This is a genomic window from Leptotrichia sp. oral taxon 218 (assembly GCF_018128225.1).
Classification (GTDB): Bacteria; Fusobacteriota; Fusobacteriia; order Fusobacteriales; family Leptotrichiaceae; genus Leptotrichia.
In genome coordinates, this window is record NZ_CP072377.1 from 2,075,777 (window position 1) to 2,098,528 (window position 22,752).

The window sequence follows — 22,752 nt, forward strand, 5'->3', positions numbered from 1 at the left end:
AAAAAAATGAAAATACTCGCAATCGAATCTTCGTGCGATGAAACTTCAGTCGCTGTAATTGAAGATGGAAAAAAAGTGTTGAGTAACATCATTTCAACACAAATTGACATTCATAAAGAATTTGGTGGAGTTGTGCCTGAAATCGCTTCTCGTCACCACATTGAAAATATTTTACCAGTTTTTACACAAGCGTTAAAAAAAGCAGATGTAACTCTTAAAGATATTGATTACATCGCTGTTACAAATACACCAGGACTAATTGGATCACTTTTAGTCGGACTTATGTTTGCAAAATCAGTAAGTTTTGCCAACAATATTCCGCTTATTCCAATAAATCACATAAACGGACATATTTTTTCAAGTTTTATTGAAAGTGATGTAAAACTTCCAGCAATTTCACTTGTTGTCTCAGGTGGACACACAAATTTGTATTATATTTACGAAAAAGATGAGAAAATTGTGACAGAGCTTTTGGGAGAAACTTTGGACGACGCAGTTGGAGAAACTTATGACAAAATTGCTAGAATTTTGGGACTTCCATATCCCGGCGGTCCGCAAATTGATAGACTTTCTGTTGAAGGAAAAGATATTTTAAAAATCAAAAAACCTAAAGTTGACGGATATAATTTTAGTTTTAGCGGAGTTAAAACTTTTATTACAAATTATGTGAATCACGAAAGAATGAAAAAAAATGAGATTTCAAAAGAAGATATTTCAAAGTCGTTGCAAGAAGCTATTGTAAACATTTTGTATGACAAAGTTGAAAAAGTGGTAAAAGAAAAAAATGTAAAAACTTTGCTTGTAGCTGGAGGAGTTTCAGCGAATAAAGGTCTTCGGAAAAAATTTGAAAATTTTTCAGATATTGAAGTTCATTTTCCCAAAATGGAATATTGTACGGATAATGCGGCAATGATTGGAGTTGCGGCTTATTACGAACTTAAAAATAAAAAAATTGATGACAAAAAAAATAATTACGATGTCGATGCGATTTCTACAAAAGAAGAAAAATAAAAAAATACAATAAAAAAAATAAAAAGGAGAAATTTTATCATGAAATTAATCGTAGGATTAGGAAATCCAGGCGAACAATATAAACTAACTAGACATAACATAGGATTTATATTTATTGACGAATATTTAAAAGAAAAAAAAATTACAAATTTTACTGAAAAATATAAATCACTTTTTGTAAACACAAATTACAATGGTGACAAAGTTTTTTATCAAAAACCCTTGACTTTTATGAATTTAAGTGGAGAAGCAGTTGGAGAAGCGATAAGATTTTTTAAGATTGATCCAAAAACTGAACTTTTTGTAATTTACGACGATATGGATATGCAGTTTGGAAAATTGAAAATTAAGCAAAATGGAAGTGCTGGAGGACATAATGGGATAAAATCCATTATTTCGCATGTTGGAAATGAATTTGTGCGAATAAAATTTGGAATTGGAAAACCCAAGACGAAAGAAGAAACATTGGGATTTGTGCTTGGAAAATTTACACCTGAAGAAAAGGAAGTTTTAAGAGATTCGAGAGAAAAGATTTTTAATTTAATTGATGATATAAAAGACGATATGCCAACTCAAAAATTGATGAATAAATATAATTCTAAAAAATAATTTTTTATTTTTTTAAAATTGTATATAAAAATGTTGACTTATAAAGTTATTGTGCTATAATAATTTTGTAAAAAATTAAAAATCTGCAACAACTGTATTTGAACAAAATTTCTAGAAACTTAATGAACAGAATTTAAAAATATATTAGTTGCATGAAAGGATGTAAAAATGAAAAAAATATTGATTATTTTGTCACTGCTTATGACATTTGTGCTAGGTTGTGCCAAAACTGTTAAAACTTTTGAAATCAATGCAGAACCAGGAACTAAAGTTCCAAATTTTGAGCTAAAAGATTTTAGTGCAGCAAAAACACAAGTTAGAAAAATTTTTAATAACGGAAAGCCAACTTTATTTATAGTAGCTGCTGAATGGTGTCCTGATTGTCATGCTGAATTACCTGATGTGCAAAAATTTTATGAAGAAAATAAAGACAATGTAAATGTAGTAGTTGTATTTACAAACAAGAGATCTTCTCTTGCAAAAGCGAAAAAATATGTGGAAGAAAGTAAATTTACTTTCCCTGTTTATTACGACTTTGACGGTTCAATTTTGAAAGGATTTAAAGTGACTGAAGTTCCAACTAATGTTAAAATAAATAAATCTGTAATAGAAGATGTTCAAAAAGGGACTATGAAAATTGACGGATTAAATAAAATGTTTGCAAAATAAAAAAATTTTTATAAAAAATAAAAAATACAGGATTTTTATTATGTTAAATAAATTTCCTGTATTTTTAATTTAATAATTTATAAAATTATTTTTATAATTATTTTTATAAAGAAAGAAAATATTTTACCAATTCTTCTTCAATTTTGTCATTAAATTTTCCAATTCTGTAATTATATTTTAAATCTTCAAAATTATCTGGATTTTTTTCCATTTCTTCTCTCACAACTTTTGGAAATTCATTCCAGAATAATTCATATTTTTCTCCTTTTTTGGCAAATAAAGACGGTATTTTTATTTTTTCTCCTTCTTTCAAATTTGGAAAAAACTCAGCTCCAGTTTTTCTATTTCGGTAATCTATTTTAATTTTATCGTTCAAATCGCTAAATTTTTTCAAAAATGTAACTGCAGCTCTGCAATCTGGACAATAAACTTGTGCAATTGCAACAATTTCTATTTCTTTTTCAATATTTTTTATTGCTTTTACCGTTTTTTCCGAAAGCTGAACTTTTTCTATAATTCTTAACTGTTTTTTATCTTCCTGCTCTTCTGTAACTTCATATTTTAAATAATCTTCAAATGTAGCCATAAAATCTTTATCCTTTCAATCTTTTCAATCTTTTTAAAACTATTCAATTATATAATTGAATACTATCATATTTAATTTTATAAGTCAAGATTTTTTTTATATAAACATGGCAAAATAATTATTTGGTGAACTACTCCCACTTATAGAAAGCCTACGATTTCTTGCTATCTTTTTATTAAAAAAATGAAAAAATTAACTTAAATTTCACTCTTTCGTTGTAAAATACTTATTTTTTTGGTATAATTTTATTTATAAAGTAAAAATTTTTTGAATAAAGGAGAAAAAAATGGATTATGGACAGTTAGTTAAATTGATTAACGACATTAATAGCTTTATTGCTAGTAATATTCTGATGTGGGGGTTGCTTGGAGCTGGAACTTATTTGAGCTTTCTTTTGGGATTTCCACAGATTACAAAAATAGGCTATGCTTTTAAAATGGTATTTGGAGGACTGTTTAAAAAAACTGAAAATTCTAATGAAGGTTCTATGTCTTCGTTTCAAGCATTGGCGACAGCTGTTGCGGCGCAAGTTGGAACTGGAAATGTGGCAGGAGTTGCTACTGCTATTACTGCTGGAGGACCTGGTGCAGTTTTTTGGATGTGGGTTTCGGCTTTTTTAGGAATGGGAACAATTTTTACAGAAGCAGTTTTGGCACAAAAGTATAGAAAAAGAATTCACGGGGAATTAGTTGGAGGACCTGCATATTACATTTCAAGAGGACTTAAGAAAACAGGAAAATTTGCCAAATTTTTAGCTGGTTTCTTTTCTGTGACAATTATTTTGGCACTTGGATTTATGGGAAATGCTGTTCAATCGAATTCAATAGCTGCGGGTATAAAAGGAATATCTGGACTGGAAAATATAAATGCTGGTATAATAGGAGTTATAGTTGCAATTTTGGCTGCCTTAATTTTTATTGGCGGAATGAGTAAAATAGCAAAATTTGCTGAGTTAGTAGTGCCTATTATGGCAGCTGTATATATTTTAGCGAGTATTTTGGTGCTGATAATCTTTCATAAAGAAGTTGTTCCAACATTTGTCTGGATTGTAAAAAGTGCATTTAGTCCAAATGCCGTTGCAGGTGGAATTGCTGGAGCTAGTGTAAAAGTGGCTGTGCAAAAAGGAATCGCCAGAGGTCTTTTTTCAAATGAAGCAGGAATGGGGTCAACTCCTCATGCTCACGCTGTGGCACATGTAAAACATCCGGTAGAACAAGGGCTTTCAGCTATGATAGGAGTGTTTATCGACACAATTTTAGTATGTAGTGCAACTGCACTATCTATATTAGTTACAAAGGCTTATATTTTAAAAGATGCAAAAGGAAATTTTCTTGTGGGGGCGCAGCTTACGCAAGGTGCATTTAAAAGCTCTTTTGGAGAATTTGGAGCGATACTTTTAGCTGTATGTCTAGCATTTTTTGCATTTACAACAATAATTGGATGGTATTATTTTGGAGAATCGGATATCAAATTTTTGTTTGGGAAAAAGATGTTGCTTCCGTACAGAATTATTGTGATTCTTTGCATAATAGCAGGATCACTGCAGGAAGTAAAAATTGTCTGGTCATTGGCTGACATATTTAACAGTTTAATGGTAATGCCAAACTTGATTGCCATTGTCTGGATGTCGTTTGAAGTAAAAGCGCTTTTCAAGGATTATAAGGAAAAAAGTTCAAAAGGAAATGTGACTTATGATTATAGCGCAGAAGATGAATAATTTTTATTTAACACAAAAAATTTAAAAAATAAAAAAATAGAACTATCTAAAAAATAATAAAAAGATAGTTCTTTTTTAATTAAAATTAAATATAAAATTAAGTTTTTATATCAAATGAAAAAAATCACTTGACAATTTTTAATAAAAGTAGTAGTATTATATCAAAAGTAAAAAGTATATATTTACAAATTATTGGGAGGAATCATAAATGGCAGTTAAAGATTTGGACAGTTTGAAAGAATTGATTGCTCGTGTACGACGAGCTCAAGAAGAGTTTTCTAAATTTGACCAAGAAACAGTCGATAAAATTTTTAGAAAAGTAGCTCAAAGAATTAATGACGAAAGAATTACACTTGCAAAAATGGCAGTGGAAGAAACAGGAATGGGAATAATTGAAGATAAAGTTATAAAAAATCACTTTGCTTCGGAATATATTTATAATAAATACAAAGATGAAAAAACTTGTGGAGTTTTGGAAGAAGATAAATCTTATGGAGTTAAAAAAATAGCTACTCCAATAGGAGTTATCGCTGGAGTTGTTCCAACTACAAATCCGACTTCAACAGCAGCTTTTAAAATATTATTAACATTAAAAACAAGAAATGGTATTATTTTATCACCACATCCAAGAGCAAAAAAATGTACAATTTATGCAGCTAAACTTGCATTGGAAGAAGCTGTTAAATATGGAGCGCCAAAAGATATAATTGGATGGGTAGACGAGCCAAGTGTAGAATTATCTAAAGAACTTATGGAAAATGCAGATTTAATTCTTGCAACAGGTGGACCTGGAATGGTTAAAGCGGCTTATTCATCTGGAAAACCAGCAATTGGAGTTGGAGCTGGAAATACGCCAGTTATAATTGATGAAACAGCTGATATAAAAATGACAGTAAACTATATCTTGATGTCTAAAACATTTGATAATGGAGTAATTTGTGCGACTGAACAATCTGTTATCGTTGACAATAAAATTTATGACAAAGTTAAACAGGAATTTTTGGACAGAGGTGCTTACATCTTAAACGATGAAGAAAAACAAAAAGTTAGAGAAATTTTATTTATAAATGGAAGATTAAATGCAGAAGTTGTTGGAAAAAGCGCTTATATAATCGCACAAATGGCAGGACTTGAAATTCCTCATGCTGCAAAAGTTTTAATTGGTGAAGTTGAATCAACAGGACTTGAAGAACCATTTGCGCACGAAAAATTATCACCAGTACTTGCAATGTATAGAAGTGAAAACTTTGAAGATGCACTTGATAAAGCGGAAACACTGGTTGAATTAGGTGGACTTGGACATACTTCAGCTCTTTATGTAAATTTGGCAGAAAGAGAAAAAATTGATGAATTTGGAAGAAAAATGAAAACAGGAAGAACATTGATTAATATGCCAGCGTCACTTGGAGCAATTGGAGATGTATTTAACTTTAAATTGGAACCATCATTGACACTTGGATGCGGTTCTTGGGGTGGAAACTCAGTTTCTGAAAATATCGGAGTAAAACATCTTATCAATGTTAAAACAATAGCGGAAAGAAGGGAAAATATGTTGTGGTTCAAAGTGCCTCAGAAAGTATATTTTAAATATGGTTCACTTCCAACAGCTTTGGAAGAATTAAAAGGAGAACATAAAAAAGCGTTTATCGTAACAGATAGCGTATTAGCAGAATTGGGATACACAGATCACATTACAAAAGTCTTGGAAGAAATTGGAATTGACTTTAGAATTTTCTCTGATGTAAAAGCAGACCCATTGCTTAGTGCGACAAAAGAAGGAGCAAAAGCTATGCTTGAATTTAAGCCAGATGTAATTATTGCACTTGGTGGAGGTTCAGCGATGGATGCCGCTAAAATTATGTGGGTATTATATGAATATCCAGATACTAGATTTAAAGATTTAGCAATGAGATTTATGGACATAAGAAAAAGAATTTTGCCATTCCCTAAAATGGGATTAAAAGCTAAATTTATCGCAGTTGCAACATCAGCTGGAACTGGTTCAGAAGTTACACCATTTTCAATTATTACAGATGATGAAACTGGAGTAAAATATTCACTTGCAGACTATGAATTAACTCCGAATGTTGCAATAAATGATCCGGAACTAATGCTTTCAATGCCTAAAGGACTTACTGTGGCTTCAGGAATTGATGTATTCACTCACGCACTTGAGTCTTATGTTTCAGTTATGGCGACAGAATATACAAAACCTTATTCATTAGAAGCGGCTAGATTGGTATTCAAATATCTTCCAGAGTCAGTTGATGGTGGAGCAAAAGCTATAAAAGCTAAAGAAAAAATGGCAAATGCTTCTTGTCTTGCAGGTATGGCTTTCGCAAATGCATTTTTAGGAATCAATCACTCACTTGCACATAAATTAGGTGGAAAATTCCATATTCCTCACGGAATTGCAAATGCAATTATATTAGAAACTGTAATAAGATATAATGCTGCTGATGCACCTACAAAAATGGGAGTTTTCCCTCAATATAGATATCCAAATGCAATGCAAAGATATGCAGAAATGTCTGACCATTTAGGATTTGGAAAAGATGTACATACAAAAGAAGAAAAAATGGAAAAATTAATTGATGGAATTGTGGAAATTAAAAAACGAATTGGTATACCTATGACAATTAAAGATTGGGGAGTACCTGAAAAAGACTTTTTAGAAGCGGTTGATGAAATGGCATTGAATGCATTTGATGATCAATGTACAGCAGCTAACCCTAGATACCCACTAATTTCTGAATTGAAGGAAATTTTACTAGAAGCTTATTATGGAACAAAAGATTATAAAAAAGAAGAAGAATAGTTAGTTTTCTAAATTAAAACTTTCTAAACTAAAACTATTTTAACAAAAAGATGGCAAGAAGTCTCCAACTTCTATAAGTGGGAGATGAATTGCATTTTTGATTGACATTTATAGCAAGGAGTAGTTCACTAAAACTGCACTTAAAATCTTAAATACAAGATAAGAGAGTGTAGTTTTTTTATATTAAAATAAAAAATATTTGTATACAAAAATAAATAACTTGCAAATATGTATTTTTATAGATATAATAAGATATATAAAAATTTTGGAAAAGAAAGGAAGAAAATCTAAGTATGAAAAATATTTTGAAATTTTTGATTAAACGGATTTTGATGGGGCTTGGGACACTTTGGCTTGTCGTTACGATTACATTTTTTTTGATACATATGCTTCCTGGCGATCCGTTTCAAGATGAAAAGGCGATACCACCTGCAATTAAAGCAAATTTGATGGCAAAATATCATTTGGATAAACCTTTGGGCGTTCAGTATGTGGAATATTTAAAAAGTGTTTCAACTGGAGATTTGGGAATGTCTATGAAGGCGTCTGGAAGAACGGTAAACAGCATGATAAAGGATGGATTTCCAGTATCGGCTGATCTAGGAGCTAGGGCTTTAATTTTTGCACTTATAGTGGGAATTCCTTTGGGGATTATAGCTGGGCTTAAGAGAGGAAAATATCAGGATAAAATTGCGATGTTGATTGCGATAGTTGGAATTTCTGTACCAAGTTTCGTACTGGCTGGACTTTTACAAAAATATTCAGTCGATGTTCACAACAGAATTTTAATTGGTAAATTGCATTTACCACTTTTGAAGATTTCACTGCTTGGTTGGAAAAAACCTGAGAATAAAATACTTCCTGTAATTTCACTGGGGCTTTATACGATAGCGCTTGTGGCTAGACTTTTGCGGGATAAAATGATAGAAGTGATGGGGCAGGATTACATAAAACTTGCGATTGCAAAAGGTGTGAAACCACGAGATGTGGTTTTTAAACATGCTTTGAGAAATGCAATTTTGCCAATTATTACGATAATGGGACCTACGATTGCGGCGGTTCTTACAGGTTCGTTTGTAATTGAGCAGATGTTTTCGATTCCGGGACTTGGAAAATATTTTGTTGGTAGTATTAACGACAGAGATTATACTTTAATTTTGGGAGTTACGGTGTTTTATGCAATCTTTTTGATTTCGATTATGATAGTTATGGATATTATCTATGTTTTGGTTGACCCTAAAATTAAACTTGGGAAAGGAGAAAATGAGTAAATGACACAAGATATAAAAAATAATGATTATTTGCCAAAGCCAGAAGACTTTGAAATAGTGGGACCAAATTTGGCACAAAGTGAAGTTATTTACAAGCCAAGTTTAACTTTTTGGCAAGACGGACTGAGAAGGTTTAAAAAGAATAAATTGGCACTTACATTTTTAGTGATAACTGCGGTATTTCTATTTTTGGCAATATTTGGACAGATGATGACGAAATACACTTATAACAGCAATGACTTGTCTTCTAAGTTTTTGACTCCGATGGAAGGAATGAAAAAAGGTCACTTTTTGGGTACTGATAATTTAGGAAGAGATTTGTTTGCAAGACTTTCACAGGGAATTAGAATTTCTATGGAACTTGCAATTGTGACAGCTGCCATTTGTGTTGTATTTGGGACAATTTATGGAGCTGTTTCAGCATATTTTGGAGGAATTGTAGATACAATTATGACAAGATTTGTGGAAATTTTGATGATTATTCCTTCTATGATTTATATAATTTTACTTATGGTAATTATGGGAAATGGAATAAAGACAATAATTATTGCGATGTCGCTTACAAGATGGTTAAATTATTCACTGTTAGTTCGTGGAGAGGTTTTGAAAATAAAAGAAAATGAATTTGTATTGGCTTCAAAATCGCTTGGAGGAAATTTTTGGTGGATAACGCTAAAACATTTGGTGCCAAATACACTTAGCATAATAATAATAAGACTTACGACGGATATACCAAATATTATTTTTACAGAAGCATTTTTGAGCTTTATTGGACTTGGAGTACCCATTCCACAGGCTTCGCTTGGAAATTTGGTCTATGACGGGTCGTCTAATATAACTTCTTATCCGTATTTATTTATTATTCCGTCAGTTGTAATTTCACTTATTACATTGTCATTTAATATTATAGGAGATGCACTAAATGATGCACTAAATCCTAAATTGAGAAGTTAAAATTTAATTTTTTCTAAAAATTTGGAAAGGAAAAAATGGAAAAAATGGGAAAAAAATTATTGGAAGTAAAAAATTTAAGTGTTTCTTTTAATACTTATGCAGGAGAAGTTCAGGCGCTTCGTGGAATAAGTTTTTTCGTTGAAAGAGGAGAAACTTTGGCAATTGTCGGAGAATCTGGAAGTGGAAAGTCGGTTACAGTTCAGACGATTATGAAACTTATTCAAATGCCGCCGGGAGAGATAAAATCGGGAGAAATTTTGTTTGACGGAGAAGATTTGGTCACTATAAGTGATGAAAAAATGGCAAAACTTCGTGGTGGAAAAATTGGGATGATATTTCAAGATCCAATGACTTCACTAAATCCAACAATGAAAATTGGAAAGCAGATTATGGAAGGAATTTTAATTCATAAAAAAGTAAATAAAATTGAAGCTAAAAAGAGAGCTATTGAAATGCTTAAAAAAGTTGGAATTCCAAAGCCAGAAGAGCGATTTAATCAATATCCACATGAATTTTCTGGAGGAATGCGGCAAAGAGTTGTAATTGCAATCGCTCTTGCATGTGAGCCAGATTTACTTATCTGTGATGAGCCAACAACGGCGTTAGATGTTACAATTCAAGCACAGATACTGGATTTGATAAATGAAATAAAAAAGGAATTAAATATAGCGGTCATTCTTATAACTCATGATTTGGGAGTTGTAGCGCAAACGGCAGATAGAGTTATTGTTATGTACGCAGGAGAAAAATTGGAAGAAGCGCCAGTCAGAGAATTATTTAAAAATCCAAAGCATCCTTACACTTGGGGACTATTAAAATCACTTCCAAGACTGGATATGAACTCAAATGAAAGGCTTACTTCAATTCCTGGAACACCGCCAGATTTGTTAAATCCGCCAAAAGGAGATCCATTTGCAGCTCGTTCTGAATATGCGATGAAAATTGACTATGAGAGAAAGCCACCGATGATTGATTTAGGAGGCGGACATTTTGTAAAATCGTGGTTGTATGTCAAAGGAGCTCCTAAAATTGAATTTTTAAAAGATGAAAAAAATGACGACTAGGAAGTGAATTATGGAAAAAATAATAGAGATGAAAAATTTAAAAAAATATTTTCCAATGAAAAAAAAGACTGTATTAAAAGCGGTTGACAATGTGACGATGGATATTTACAAAGGAGAAATCCTAAGTCTTGTCGGGGAATCTGGAAGTGGGAAAACAACGCTTGGAAGAACAATTAGTCGACTTTACAAAAAGACAAATGGAGAGATTTTGTATAATGGAAAACCTGTGGAAGATTACAGCTTAAAGGATTTCACAAAAGAGATTCAGATGATATTTCAAGATCCACAGGCATCGCTAAATCCCCGAATGACGGTAGGAGATATAGTCGCTGAAGGAATTGACATTCATAAACTTGCAAGTTCAAAGCAGGAGAGAATGGAAAAAGTTTATAGTTTATTGGAATTAGTTGGATTAAACAGGGAACATGCCAGTCGTTTTCCACACGAATTTTCTGGAGGACAACGGCAAAGAATTGGAATTGCTAGAGCACTTGCGGTAAATCCAAGTGTTTTGGTATGTGATGAGCCAATTTCGGCACTGGATGTGTCAATTCAAGCACAAGTTGTAAATTTATTAAAGGATTTACAAAAGGAGAGAAACTTAACGATGTTGTTTATTGCACATGACTTGTCGATGGTAAAATATATTTCAGATAGAGTGGCAGTTATGTATCGGGGAAAAGTTGTGGAACTTGGAACACCTGACGCAGTTTACGGAGATCCTGTTCACAGTTATACAAAATCGTTGATTTCAGCCGTACCAGTTGCAGATCCAGATTATAAAAAGACGGAAAAAATTAATATGGATGAATCATATTTGCGAAGTCCGATTGGAAATGTGTCTGAAATTAATGAAGTTCCAAGTGAACCAGAGCTTACGGAATATAGACCGGGACATTTTGTGGAAACCGCATTTTTGAGAGAAAAAAATTTGATTTAAATGTCATTTTAAAGAAAAAAATAAAAAACAAAATAAAAATAAATAAATAAAAAAAGGATGGTAAAAAAATGAAAAAAATTTTGTTACTTTTAAGTTTAGTTGCATTTTTTATCGTTTCTTGCGGAAGTGGAAGCGGCGATAATGAGCTAATTTTAAATTTAAAAGAAGAAGGAAAATCTTATGACCCAGAATTAGCAAATGATTCAACAGGAGAATTTGTCGATTCACTTTTGACAGAAACACTTACAAGACAGGCAAAAGATGGAAAATCAATGCCAGGGGTGGCAAAAACTTGGGAACACAATCAAGATTCAACAGTTTGGACATTCCATTTGAGAGATAATGCAAAATGGTCAAATGGAGATCCGATTACAGCGCAAAACTTTAAAGATGGATGGGTAAGAGCATTAAATCCAAAAACTGCATCAAAATATGCAGATAAATTATTTTACATAAAAAATGCAAAAGAATTTAATTCAGGAAAAATCAAAAATCCTGACGAATTGGGAATAAAAGTTGTGGATAACTACACTTTAGTAGTAACTTTAAATGATCCATTGCCATATTTTGACTCAATTGTGCGAATTCAAACTTATGCACCGCTTAATAAAGCATTTTATGACAAAGTTAAAGATAAATATATGACTAGTAAAGAAACTTCAATTTCATCAGGAGTTTATAAAATAAAAGAATGGACAAGAGACTCACAAATTGTCTTTGAAAAAAATGAAAATTATTGGAATAAAGACAGCATAAAACTTGAAGGTGTAAAAGTTGTGTTTATAAACGATCCGAATGGAAGCTTGAACGCATTTAAAAATGATGAGATAGATTCGACAAATATTTCTATTGAACAAGCTAAAGAATTTAAAGATGACAAGAGAAAAATACTTACAGACGACGGTTCTGTCTGGTATATGACTTACAATATGAAAAATAAAGTTCTTGCCAACAAAAAAATAAGACAGGCGTTGTCTCTTGCTGTAGATAGAGAAAAATTGGTGTCTGATGTGCTTAGTGGAACTGGAAAACCTGCTTATACATACACTGCAAAAGGTGTTGGAATAATGGGAGTGCAAAAAGATTTTTCTGAAGAAGCTGGAAAAGTGTTTCCTGCATTTGATGCTGCAAAAGCGAAAAGTTTGTTAGCTGAAGGATTAAAAGAGCTAAATTTACAAAAGTTGCCGACACTTGAAATGATTTTTAACGACAGTGGAAACAATAAAATTATTTCAGAATATATTCAAGATCAAATCCATAAAAATTTAGGAGTTGATATTAAAATACAGGCGATGACTTTTAGTGAAAGACTTGCCAGAATGGAACAGAGAAACTATGAAATTGCACTTGCTGGTTATAATGGGGACTTTAATGACGCAATCACTTATTTGGACAGATTTGTGACAAAAGATGGAAATAATTACTCAGATTACTCAAATCCAGAATATGACAGATTGGTTAAATTTGTAAAATCTTCTGGAGATCAAAAAGCGAGAGTGGCTTCAATGATTCAAATGGAAAAAATTCTTGCTGATGATATGCCAGTTGGAATACTTTATTACAGACAGAATACAAAATTAGTTAATCCAAGAGTTCACGACATAGTATTTAGTCCAATTGGAAAAGATTATGTACTGGACTATACTTATATTAAATAAATTTTAAAAATAATAAAAAAAGAAAGAGAGGATTTTTAGATGAAAAAATTATTGTTGATATTGGCAATGTCGCTATTTCTACTATCTTGTGGAAATGGTGGGAATGACCAAAACACATTTTCTGTAAATATTGTAACGGAGCCAAGTTCGATTGACCCGCAAATCACAACTGACATTCCTGGAGGAACAGTCGATGAACTTATTTTAGAAGGATTGCTTCGAAAAGATAAAAATGGAAAATCAGTTGCAGGACTTGCAAAATCGTGGGAAAAATCAAAAGATGGATTAAAATGGACATTTCACTTAAGAGATGGAATAAAATGGTCAAACGGAGATCCAGTAACCGCAAAAGACTTTAAAGCAGGATGGCTTCGTGCGCTAAATCCAGCAACAGCGGCAAGTAACGCAAATATGTTATTTGTAATAAAAAATGGAGAAAAATATAACGCTAAAAAAGCGAGTGCCGAAGAAGTTGGAATTAAAGTGGTTGATGACAAAACTTTGGAAGTTACATTGGAAGCACCAGTTTCATATTTTGATGATTTGGTAACATTTAAAGCATATATGCCTCTAAATGAAAAATATTATAATCAAGTTAAAGACAAATATTTTTCAGAAGCTAAATATACAATAGCTGTAGGTCCTTACACTTTGGACGACTGGACACATAATTCAGAATTGAGATTGAAAAAGAATCCTAATTACTGGGATGCGGCAAATGTTAAGACAGAAAATGTAGTTTTGAAAATGATTGACAGTAATTCGTCTGTAAATGCTTTTAAAAATGATGAAGTTGATGTTACACCAGTTACATTTGAACAAGCAAAAGAATTTAATGGAAAACCTGAATTAGTGACAGCTAAAGATGGAGGAATTTATTATTTATTGTTTAATGTAAACGATCCAGCTTACAAAAATGTGAAAATCAGAAAAGCTATTTCAATGGCAATCAATAAAAATGATTTGTTGACTAAAGCACTTTCAAATTCTGAAAAAGCGACTAAGACTTTCACACCGCAAGGAATTGGACTTAACGGACTAAAAGGTGATTTTGCCAAAGAAGTTCCAACAGATCAGCCAAAATATGATGTGGCAGAAGCTAAAAAATTGTTAGCTGAAGGAATGAAAGAAGCGGGGATTTCTAAATTGCCAAATATAAAAATATTATTTAATGACAGTGGAAGTAGAAAAGCCATTGTGGAATATATTCAAGATAATTTAAAAACTAATTTAGGTGTTCAAGTTGATGCAGAAATGGTTACTGGAAAAGAGCGTGTAAACCGTACAAAAGAAAATAACTTTAACATTGCTCTAATGAACTGGACTGGAGATTTCTTAGATCCAATTACATATTTAGATTTATTTGAAAGTACAAATGCAAATAACCGTGGAAAATTCGTAAATTCAAGATATGACCAGCTTGTAAAAACTGTAAAATCAACAGATGATCCGCAAACAAGAGTACCAGCGATGATTGAAATGGAAAAAATAATTTCGCAAGAAGCTCCAGTTGTAATTTTATTCCAAAAACAAAAACAATATTTAGTTAATCCGAGAGTTACTAATTTAGGATTTGTTTCAATTGGTGGAGAATTCTTTATAAGAGATGTTGTTTTAAAATAAATATCAAAAAAAGAAAACTAAAAAAATTTAAAATAAAAAAAGTCGGGAAAATTTCTCGGCTTTTTTAAATAAAATCTTAAATAAAATTTATAAGTTTATCAATATCAGAATAAATGTTTTTGTAATTCACAAAAGGTCTTTTTAGCACCAAAACAACTGTTCCAAATTCTTTACAGGCATCAATTTTTTCTTTTTCTCCGCCAGTTTTTCCACTTTCTTTTGTAATCAAAAAATCAATTTTAAAACTTTTAAGCATAGCTAAATTCAAATTTTTATCAACAGGCCCTTGAATTGCAATTATATTTTTAGGCAAATATCCAAGATTTTCTGCCTTTTGAATGGAAGAAGTTGTAGGAAGAATTCGAACAAAAAGATTATTTTTCTCGCCCATAACTTTTATTTCTTCCAAATTATTCGATCCCAATGTACTTAAAATATTTTTATTTTCATATTTTAAAACAAAGTCATTCATTTCTTGTAAAGTTTCAAATTTAAAGACATTTTCATCTCCATAATCAAGCATTTCCCGCTCAAATCTTACATATTTAATTCCAAGTTTTTGTGTAACATTCAAAATAGAGCGGCTCACATTTGCAGCATACGGATGACTTGCATCGATGACAATATTTATATTTTTTTCGGTGATGACTTTTTCCATTTGCTCTTCATCCAATTTCTTACAAATTATTTGAATATTTTTTTTGCTATCTAAAGTATATTTTTTCAAAAGTTCTCCGCCGTAGGAAGTGGCAGTGCTAACAAGAATATCCTTTTTATTTTTCACACTGACGAGTTTTTCCAAAATATCTCTTCCATCTTTTGTTCCGCCAATTATCCAAATCATATTTCTCTCTTTCCAAAATTTTTTATTAATTTTATTATAATTTTTAAATAATTCTATTGAAAAAATTTACCATTTTCAAAATAAAATACTCGGCATTCTCCATTTCCAATAAGTTTTCTTTCATCTAAATCGTCTGCTTCCCTGTTTTCAATATAGTTAAAGAAAAGCTCTAAAACAGTTCCGTGTGTGACAACCAAAATATTTCCGCTTTCGTGAGCTTTCACAATCTTGTCAAGTCCTTGTAAAAATCTAGTTAGTCCATCTTTTAACTCTTCTCCACCAACATTTGTCGCACAGTAATTTTTAACATCATAAAAATAATTATGAGCTTCCTGCGGAGAAAAATCAAAAATCTCGCTAAAAGTCATCCCTTGCCATTTCCCAAAATAAATTTCATTAAGTTCAGGAATTTTTTGAAGTTCTGGTTTCTCATTTTTATTATCTTCTAAAATAATTTTTGCAGTTTCAACTGTTCTTCCCATTTGACTAGCATAAACAGCATCAAATTTAACATCTTCCAATTCTTTCGCAGTTTTCTTAACTTTTTCAATCCCTTTTTCTGTAAGTGGCGAATTCATCTGTCCCTGAAATTTTTCCAGAACATTCCATTCAGTTTGTCCATGTCTTACAATGTATAATTTTAATTTATTTTCTTTAATTTCTTTCATTTTTTATTTTTTTTTCCTTTCTCTTTTTCTTTCGTTTCTTTAATTTCTTTAAGTTATTTCTTTTCTTTCTTTTATATATATTTTTTTAAAATTTATTTCTTTTTTTTTAAAATTTTAATTTTTAAATTTTAAATTCTTATATTTTATTTTTTTAATTAAGTCAATTGAGTTAAGTTAATCAAACATCTGGATAAGTTCTCACATCTTCAGTTATTCTACAAGCCGCTTCTATGATTGGAAACATCATAATAGCTCCAGTTCCTTCGCCAAGCTTCATATTCATCAGAAGTGGCGCGGTTAAATTAAGCTCACTCATAATATATTTCATCCCTGGCTCACAGCTCAAGTGCGAACCAATCATATAGTCACGAGCATTCGGACATAATTTTTGTGTAATTAATGCCGCAACAGCTGAGATAAAGCCGTCTATGACAACAGGAACGCCATTTTTAGCGCAACCTAAAAAAGTTCCAGACATTCCTGCAATATCCAGTCCGCCAACTTTGGAAAGCACGTCAATCGGATCTTTTTTATCAATTTTTTTAGTCAAAATCGCTCTTTTTATAACTTCTTTTTTATGTTCCAAAGTCTTTTTATTAATTCCGCTTCCAAATCCAACAATATCGTCCAGCGGCAAATCTGAAAAAACTTTTAAAATAGCGCTACTCGTCGAAGTATTTCCAATTCCCATTTCTCCAGTCGCAAAAAGATTATAATCTTTTTTCACAAATTCGTCCACCATTTTTATTCCAATTTCAATGGCAGATACAGCGGTTTCATAACTCATGGCAGCTTTGTCTGCAATATTATTTGTCCCAAATGGCATAAGTTTTTTGTCAATAATTCCTTCAAAATCAAATTTTTTTGAATTGCTTGAACTTTCATCAATTCCCAAGTCGACTACTTTTACATCAGCACCAAAACTTTTTGCCAGAGAATTTATCGAAGAAGTGCCGTTTAACATCGCTTCCACGACATATTGAGTTATGACTCTTTTGGATTTGCTCACTTTTTCACGCTCTACGCCATTGTCGGCTGCCATAACGAGCACCATCTTTTTTTTAGGACGATAATTTTGCCGCATTCCTTCCAGTCTTACTGCCAAATCTTCAATAATTCCAAGTCCTTTCGGAGTTTTTAGCAAAGAATCAAGTTTTTTTTCTTTTTCTTTCATTCGTTGTCTATTTGCCGCTTCAATTTGGGTCAAAGTTTTTTTCAAAATCTCCATCTTTCTCCTAAATTTTTACTTTTACAAACTATTTTTTATTTTCTCAAATGCTTTTTCCAACGCAAAATAAAATTTTTCATAGTCTTCGTCGGAATGAACATAGGAAATGAAATGAGCTTCATATTTTGACGGCGGCACAATAATCCCATTTTCTAACATTGTGTCAAAATAAATGGCAAACATTTCATCACTTGTATCAATCGCATCTTCCAAATTTTCTATTTTATCCTTTGCAAAAAAGATTGTAAATAAGCTATTAACATAGTTCACAGTCGCAGGAATTTCATATTTTTGAATTAAGTTTTCTATTTTAGAAACCAATTCTTTCGTTCTTTTCTCCAAAGTCTTGTAAATTTCAGGATTTTCTTTCAAAATGGAAATCGTTTTAATTCCAGCTGCGACAGAAACTGGATTTCCAGAAAGAGTTCCAGCGTGATAAACATTTCCAACTGGTGAAATCAAATCCATAATTTCTTTTTTTCCACCGAATGCACCAACTGGATATCCGCCACCAATGATTTTCCCAAGAGTGACCAAATCTGGCTGTATTCCAAACATTTCACAAGCGCCGCCAAGCGAAATTCTAAATCCAGTGATAACTTCGTCAAAAATTAGAACAATATTTTTTTTACGAGTAATTTCTCGCAAAAATTCCAAGAATTCTTTTGAAGTCTCAATAACTCCCATATTTGCTGGAATAGGTTCAACAATGACACAAGCGATGTCATTTTCATCTTCAATAATTTTTTTCGTTTTTTCAAAATCTCCAAATGGAGCAGTTATTGTGTCTTTGGTTACGGCTTCAGTAATTCCATTGCTGTCCTGATGCTCAAAAGTAAGAAGTCCAGACCCCGCTTTTACAAGCAGTGAATCCGAATGTCCGTGATAACATCCTTCAAATTTCAAAATTTTATTCTTTTTCGTAAATGCACGAGAAAGTCTCACAGCCGCCATCGTAGCTTCAGTCCCAGAAGTTGTAAGCCTAATTTTTTCAATCGCAGGAAAACATTCTTTTACAAGCTCTGCCAATACAACTTCTTTTTTTGTTGGAAGTCCAAAAGATGTCCCTTTTTCCATCTCAGCTCTCACAACTTCAAGAACTTCAGGGTAATTATGTCCAAGTATCATAGGTCCCCAAGATCCAATCAGATCAATATATTCATTCCCATCTTCGTCAAAAAGTTTACTTCCTTTTGCACTTTCAATGAAAATAGGATAGTCTTTTTTTATGGATTGAAAAGCTCTAACTGGACTATTTACACCACCTGGAATAGATTTTTTTGCTTCTTCAAAAATTTCTTTTGATTTATTTGTATTCATCATTTAATCGCTCCTTTTTCAATTAAGTTGGCAAATTCCAAAATATCGTCCGCAACAATAGAATCTAAGCCATTTTCTTTAAGTTTTGAAATATTTTTAACTCCGTATCCAGTTTTCACAAGAACAGTTTTCATTCCAAGCTTTTGTGCAGGAATCAAATCTGTCACTCTGTCGCCAATCATAAAAGAGTTTTTTTCATTTATTTCAAATTCTTTTATTGCCAACTCAAAATTTTTCGTATTTGGTTTCCGACATTCACAATTTTTTTTGTATTTCCCGATCCCATCAGGATGATGCGGACAAAAATATGACTTTTCAATTTTAATCCCCTTTTTTTGCAAATCTTCTTCAATAAATTTTTGCAATTTAAAGTAATCTTCTTCGCTGTAAAATCCTTTAGCAATCCCAGCTTGATTAGTAATAACAGCAAATTTATAACCCAAATTTTTTAATTTTAGAAGACCCGAAATGACATTTTTTTCATATTCAAAATCTTCAATTTTATGAAGATAATTTTTTTCCACATTAATCACGCCATCTCTGTCGAGCAAAATAAATTTATTTTTCATATTTTTTTACCTTCTTTCTCCTTTCTCTTTTTTTCTTTCTTTTTTAAATTTTTAAATTTTTTTATTTTTTTCTTTCTAAAAAAAAACAACCATTCTTACGCAAATTATATAGAATTTGCTTCCAAAAATCAATAAATTCTTTTTACATTTCAGTTGAATTATGCTCTAATTTATGCTATACTTTTTATTGAGAAACTAAGAAGTTTTTAAGGGAAAAAAGATATGAAAATAAAAAAAATCGTTATAATTCGAACGATATATATTATTGTTCTCTATTTAATTTACAATATACTGTTAAATAAATATGATTACACTACAAAGTATTTAACAAATTTTATCTTTTTAATTTTCATATTTATAAAATTTATTTTTGGACAATTAGATTTTTATGCCGAAAGGTTTAGATTAAAAAATATTTTTGTAAATTTTTCAATTGATGCAATTTTTGCATTTGTGTTTTTTATCTTTTTAAGAAAATTAGAGATATTTTATGTTTTTGGTGCAGTTTTTATCTTTCAGTCAATATTTCGAAAAATAATATCTTCAATTTACATGAAAAAGAAAAATGTCTTAATTTTTGGCTCAAACCACATTGAAAACAACATTCAGCAAGATATCATCAATAGTTTGGACTATAACTACATCGGTTATATTTCCAACAACAAAAGCCGTGCAACAAAATATTTAATTGGAAATTACGATGAGATGGAAAAAATCATAAAAGAAAATAAAGTTGATCTTCTTGTAATTGTAAAAGATATGCAAAGTCCCAGTTTTAAAAAATATTTAAAGCGACTTTTTGAACTAAAAGTAAATGGACTGAAAGTTTTGAGCTATGAGATTTTTAACGAAGAAATTCAAAAAAAAATAGATGCAAGTAAAATTGACGAAGAGTGGTTACTGCAATCCAACGGTTTTGATATTTTAAATGACGGAATGCAAAAGAATATGAAGCGTGGAGCAGATTTAGTCATAGCTTCAACGCTAATGATTTTACTCTCACCAGTAGCACTAATTGCAGCAATTTTAATAAAATTGGAGTCAAAAGGTCCAATTATTTTCAAACAAGTAAGAATCGGAGAAAATATGGTTCCATTTAAAGTTTACAAATTTAGAAGCATGAAAATACACGACCCCCAAAAATACTCAAAATATGCACAAGATAACGACAACAGAGTGACAAAAATCGGAAATTTTATGAGAAAGACAAGAATTGATGAGTTGCCACAGCTTTTTTGCATTTTAAAAGGAACAATGAGTTTTGTGGGTCCAAGACCAGAATGGGATATTTTAGCCAAAGAGTACGAAAAACAAATACCATATTACAACTTAAGACACATGATAAAACCTGGACTAACAGGCTGGGCACAAGTGATGTATCCCTACGGCGAAAATATTGAAGACACAAAAAGAAAATTAGAATATGATTTATACTATTTAAAACATCAGGATTTAATTTTGGATGTTTTAATAATATTAAAAACAGTTAAAGTAATACTTTTTGGAAAAGGGAAATAAAAGAAAATAGTTAAATAAAATTGGAGGATTTTTATGAAAGGAATTATTTTAGCAGGAGGAAGTGGAACGAGGCTTTATCCTTTAACAAAGGCAATTTCAAAGCAAATTATGCCAATATACGATAAACCTATGATTTACTATCCATTGTCAGTATTGATGTTGGCAAATATAAGAGAAATTTTGATTATTTCTACTCCTAGAGATCTGCCAGTGTTTAAAGAATTATTGGGAGATGGGAGTCAGTTGGGCTTGAAGTTAGAATATAAAGTACAGAAACATCCAAATGGCTTAGCTGAAGCATTCATAATAGGTGAAGAGTTTATAGGAAATGACAATGTTTGCTTAATTTTAGGAGATAACATCTTTTACGGCAGCGGTCTTTCAGGATTACTGGAAGAAGCATCAAAGTTAGAAGAAGGAGCAGTAGTATTTGGTTATCCCGTAAAAGACCCAAGAGCCTACGGAGTTGTAGAATTTGACAAAAATGGAAAAGCAATTTCATTGGAAGAAAAGCCAGAAAATCCAAAATCAAATTATGCAATACCCGGATTGTACTTCTATGATAATACGGTACTAAAAAAAGTAAAATCAATAAAACCTTCAGCAAGAGAGGAATTAGAAATTACATCTGTAAATGAAAAATATTTGGAAGAGGGCAAATTAAGCGTAAAAAAATTTGGAAGAGGCGTAGCTTGGCTTGATACTGGTACTCACGAAGCCTTATTGGAAGCAGCAAATTTTGTGCAAACTGTCCAGAAAAGACAAGGATTTTACATCGCTTGTATCGAGGAGATTGCTTATCAAAAAGGGTGGATAGGTGAAGAGGAAGTGAGAGAATTGGCGAAGGTTATGATGAAAACTGAGTATGGGAAATATTTGATTGATTTGAAAAAATAAAGAAAGTGAGAAATTAATGGAGATATTCAAATATAGAAATCTTATAAAAGAATTAGTTATTAGAGATATAAAAGTGAAATATAAAAAATCTATTTTGGGGATATTATGGAGTATTTTAAATCCACTTTTAATGATGATGGTTATGACAGTTGTATTTTCAACTATATTTAAATCCTCTATACCAAATTTTCCTATGTATTTAATAATAGGACAAACGCTTTTTACTTTTTTTAGTGAAACTACAAATATGGCATTAATGTCAATAATTTATAGTGCAGGGTTAATAAAAAAAGTATATATTCCAAAATATATATTTCCATTCTCGAAAAGTTTATTTGCTCTAAGTAATCTTTTCTTTTCGCTAATAGCTGTATTTATAGTTGCTATTTTTACAAAAATTGAGTTTAGTTTTTATATACTGCTTTTTCCACTTCCAATTTTTTTGTTATTTTTATTTTCATTTGGAATAGGATTAATAGTAGCTACATATTCTGTATTTTTTAGAGATATTGCTCATTTATATCAAATATTATTATTAATATGGACATATGTAACTCCTATATTTTATCCTATAACAATATTACCAGGAAATCTTGTAAAAACAATTTTATATAATCCACTATTTTGTTATATAACATTTGCAAGAGATTTAATTTTAGAAAGGAAAATAAGTGATATTAAATTGGTTTCATTATGTTTTTTGTATTCTTTAGTAAGTATGATATTAGGAATGTATATATTTAAAAAAAATGAAAAACAATTTATCTTTTACATATAACTGAAAGGGA

20 protein-coding genes are annotated in these 22,752 nt (G+C 31.1%); 14 read left to right on the forward strand and 6 right to left on the reverse strand.

The window, feature by feature from the left end; all coding sequences use genetic code 11:
- Window positions 1–6: 6 nt before the first annotated feature.
- From tsaD to J5A73_RS09900, 3 genes are all read left to right on the forward strand, one after another.
- Window positions 7–1,011: a tRNA (adenosine(37)-N6)-threonylcarbamoyltransferase complex transferase subunit TsaD gene (gene tsaD / locus J5A73_RS09890; protein ID WP_211615383.1), complete on the forward strand. Its 1,005-nt coding sequence runs from the start codon at window positions 7–9 to the stop codon at window positions 1,009–1,011.
- Between the two features lie 39 nt (window positions 1,012–1,050).
- A complete protein-coding gene (gene pth / locus J5A73_RS09895; RefSeq protein ID WP_211615385.1) occupies window positions 1,051–1,620 on the forward strand; it encodes an aminoacyl-tRNA hydrolase in 570 nt (189 codons plus the stop codon).
- 168 nt (window positions 1,621–1,788) lie between these two features.
- Entirely contained in the window at window positions 1,789–2,289 is a 501-nt protein-coding gene (locus J5A73_RS09900) for a TlpA family protein disulfide reductase (RefSeq protein ID WP_211615387.1), read from the forward strand.
- A 103-nt stretch (window positions 2,290–2,392) separates the two neighbouring features.
- On the opposite strand, the gene J5A73_RS09905 is transcribed toward J5A73_RS09900, so the two are convergent.
- Window positions 2,393–2,875 (reverse strand): thioredoxin family protein, encoded by a 483-nt coding sequence (locus tag J5A73_RS09905; RefSeq protein WP_211615389.1) that lies wholly within the window; start codon window positions 2,873–2,875, stop codon window positions 2,393–2,395.
- Between the two features lie 286 nt (window positions 2,876–3,161).
- On the opposite strand from J5A73_RS09905, the gene J5A73_RS09910 reads away from it, so the two are divergent.
- From J5A73_RS09910 to J5A73_RS09945, 8 genes are all read left to right on the forward strand, one after another.
- A complete protein-coding gene (locus tag J5A73_RS09910; protein WP_211615391.1) occupies window positions 3,162–4,592 on the forward strand; it encodes a sodium:alanine symporter family protein in 1,431 nt (476 codons plus the stop codon).
- Between the two features lie 208 nt (window positions 4,593–4,800).
- Window positions 4,801–7,410: a bifunctional acetaldehyde-CoA/alcohol dehydrogenase gene (gene adhE / locus J5A73_RS09915; protein ID WP_211615393.1), complete on the forward strand. Its 2,610-nt coding sequence runs from the start codon at window positions 4,801–4,803 to the stop codon at window positions 7,408–7,410.
- A gap of 293 nt (window positions 7,411–7,703) precedes the next feature.
- Window positions 7,704–8,681 (forward strand): ABC transporter permease, encoded by a 978-nt coding sequence (locus tag J5A73_RS09920; RefSeq protein WP_211615395.1) that lies wholly within the window; start codon window positions 7,704–7,706, stop codon window positions 8,679–8,681.
- Window positions 8,682–9,635, forward strand: coding sequence for an ABC transporter permease (locus J5A73_RS09925; protein WP_211615397.1), 954 nt, complete (start codon window positions 8,682–8,684; stop codon window positions 9,633–9,635).
- A 44-nt stretch (window positions 9,636–9,679) separates the two neighbouring features.
- Window positions 9,680–10,699 carry an ABC transporter ATP-binding protein gene (locus J5A73_RS09930; protein ID WP_305798731.1) on the forward strand — a complete coding sequence of 340 codons (1,020 nt, stop codon included), beginning with the start codon at window positions 9,680–9,682 and terminating at the stop codon, window positions 10,697–10,699.
- Between the two features lie 10 nt (window positions 10,700–10,709).
- Window positions 10,710–11,639: an ABC transporter ATP-binding protein gene (locus tag J5A73_RS09935; protein WP_305798712.1), complete on the forward strand. Its 930-nt coding sequence runs from the start codon at window positions 10,710–10,712 to the stop codon at window positions 11,637–11,639.
- Window positions 11,640–11,707: 68 nt separating this feature from the next.
- Window positions 11,708–13,297: an ABC transporter substrate-binding protein gene (locus J5A73_RS09940; protein WP_211615401.1), complete on the forward strand. Its 1,590-nt coding sequence runs from the start codon at window positions 11,708–11,710 to the stop codon at window positions 13,295–13,297.
- Window positions 13,298–13,336: 39 nt separating this feature from the next.
- Window positions 13,337–14,920, forward strand: a complete 1,584-nt coding sequence (locus tag J5A73_RS09945) for a peptide ABC transporter substrate-binding protein (RefSeq protein WP_211615403.1) — start codon at window positions 13,337–13,339, stop codon at window positions 14,918–14,920.
- Window positions 14,921–14,996: 76 nt separating this feature from the next.
- Here the strand turns inward: J5A73_RS09945 and J5A73_RS09950 are convergent, their stop codons facing one another.
- From J5A73_RS09950 to J5A73_RS09970, 5 genes are all read right to left on the reverse strand, one after another.
- Window positions 14,997–15,764 (reverse strand): cobalt-precorrin-6A reductase, encoded by a 768-nt coding sequence (locus J5A73_RS09950; protein ID WP_211615405.1) that lies wholly within the window; start codon window positions 15,762–15,764, stop codon window positions 14,997–14,999.
- Window positions 15,765–15,817: 53 nt separating this feature from the next.
- Entirely contained in the window at window positions 15,818–16,432 is a 615-nt protein-coding gene (locus tag J5A73_RS09955; RefSeq protein ID WP_211615407.1) for a histidine phosphatase family protein, read from the reverse strand.
- Window positions 16,433–16,610: 178 nt separating this feature from the next.
- Window positions 16,611–17,660, reverse strand: coding sequence for a nicotinate-nucleotide--dimethylbenzimidazole phosphoribosyltransferase (gene cobT, locus J5A73_RS09960; RefSeq protein WP_211615409.1), 1,050 nt, complete (start codon window positions 17,658–17,660; stop codon window positions 16,611–16,613).
- Between the two features lie 21 nt (window positions 17,661–17,681).
- The gene (gene hemL / locus J5A73_RS09965) at window positions 17,682–18,980 is read right to left on the reverse strand and encodes a glutamate-1-semialdehyde 2,1-aminomutase (RefSeq protein ID WP_211617451.1); all 1,299 of its coding nucleotides are present in this window, start codon (window positions 18,978–18,980) and stop codon (window positions 17,682–17,684) included.
- Window positions 18,980–19,549, reverse strand: coding sequence for a D-glycero-beta-D-manno-heptose 1,7-bisphosphate 7-phosphatase (locus J5A73_RS09970; RefSeq protein ID WP_211615411.1), 570 nt, complete (start codon window positions 19,547–19,549; stop codon window positions 18,980–18,982). Before J5A73_RS09970 ends, hemL begins: the two co-directional genes overlap by 1 nt.
- Window positions 19,550–19,771: 222 nt before the next feature.
- On the opposite strand from J5A73_RS09970, the gene J5A73_RS09975 reads away from it, so the two are divergent.
- Genes J5A73_RS09975 through J5A73_RS09985 form a run of 3 tightly spaced genes read left to right on the forward strand, consistent with a single transcriptional unit; the run spans window position 19,772 to window position 22,742 of the window.
- The gene (locus tag J5A73_RS09975) at window positions 19,772–21,067 is read left to right on the forward strand and encodes a sugar transferase (protein WP_211615413.1); all 1,296 of its coding nucleotides are present in this window, start codon (window positions 19,772–19,774) and stop codon (window positions 21,065–21,067) included.
- Window positions 21,068–21,100: 33 nt separating this feature from the next.
- Window positions 21,101–21,964 carry a glucose-1-phosphate thymidylyltransferase RfbA gene (gene rfbA, locus J5A73_RS09980; protein WP_211615415.1) on the forward strand — a complete coding sequence of 288 codons (864 nt, stop codon included), beginning with the start codon at window positions 21,101–21,103 and terminating at the stop codon, window positions 21,962–21,964.
- A gap of 16 nt (window positions 21,965–21,980) precedes the next feature.
- On the forward strand, window positions 21,981–22,742 hold the full coding sequence (locus tag J5A73_RS09985; protein ID WP_256438640.1) for an ABC transporter permease: 762 nt from the start codon (window positions 21,981–21,983) through the stop codon (window positions 22,740–22,742).
- Window positions 22,743–22,752: the final 10 nt, after the last annotated feature.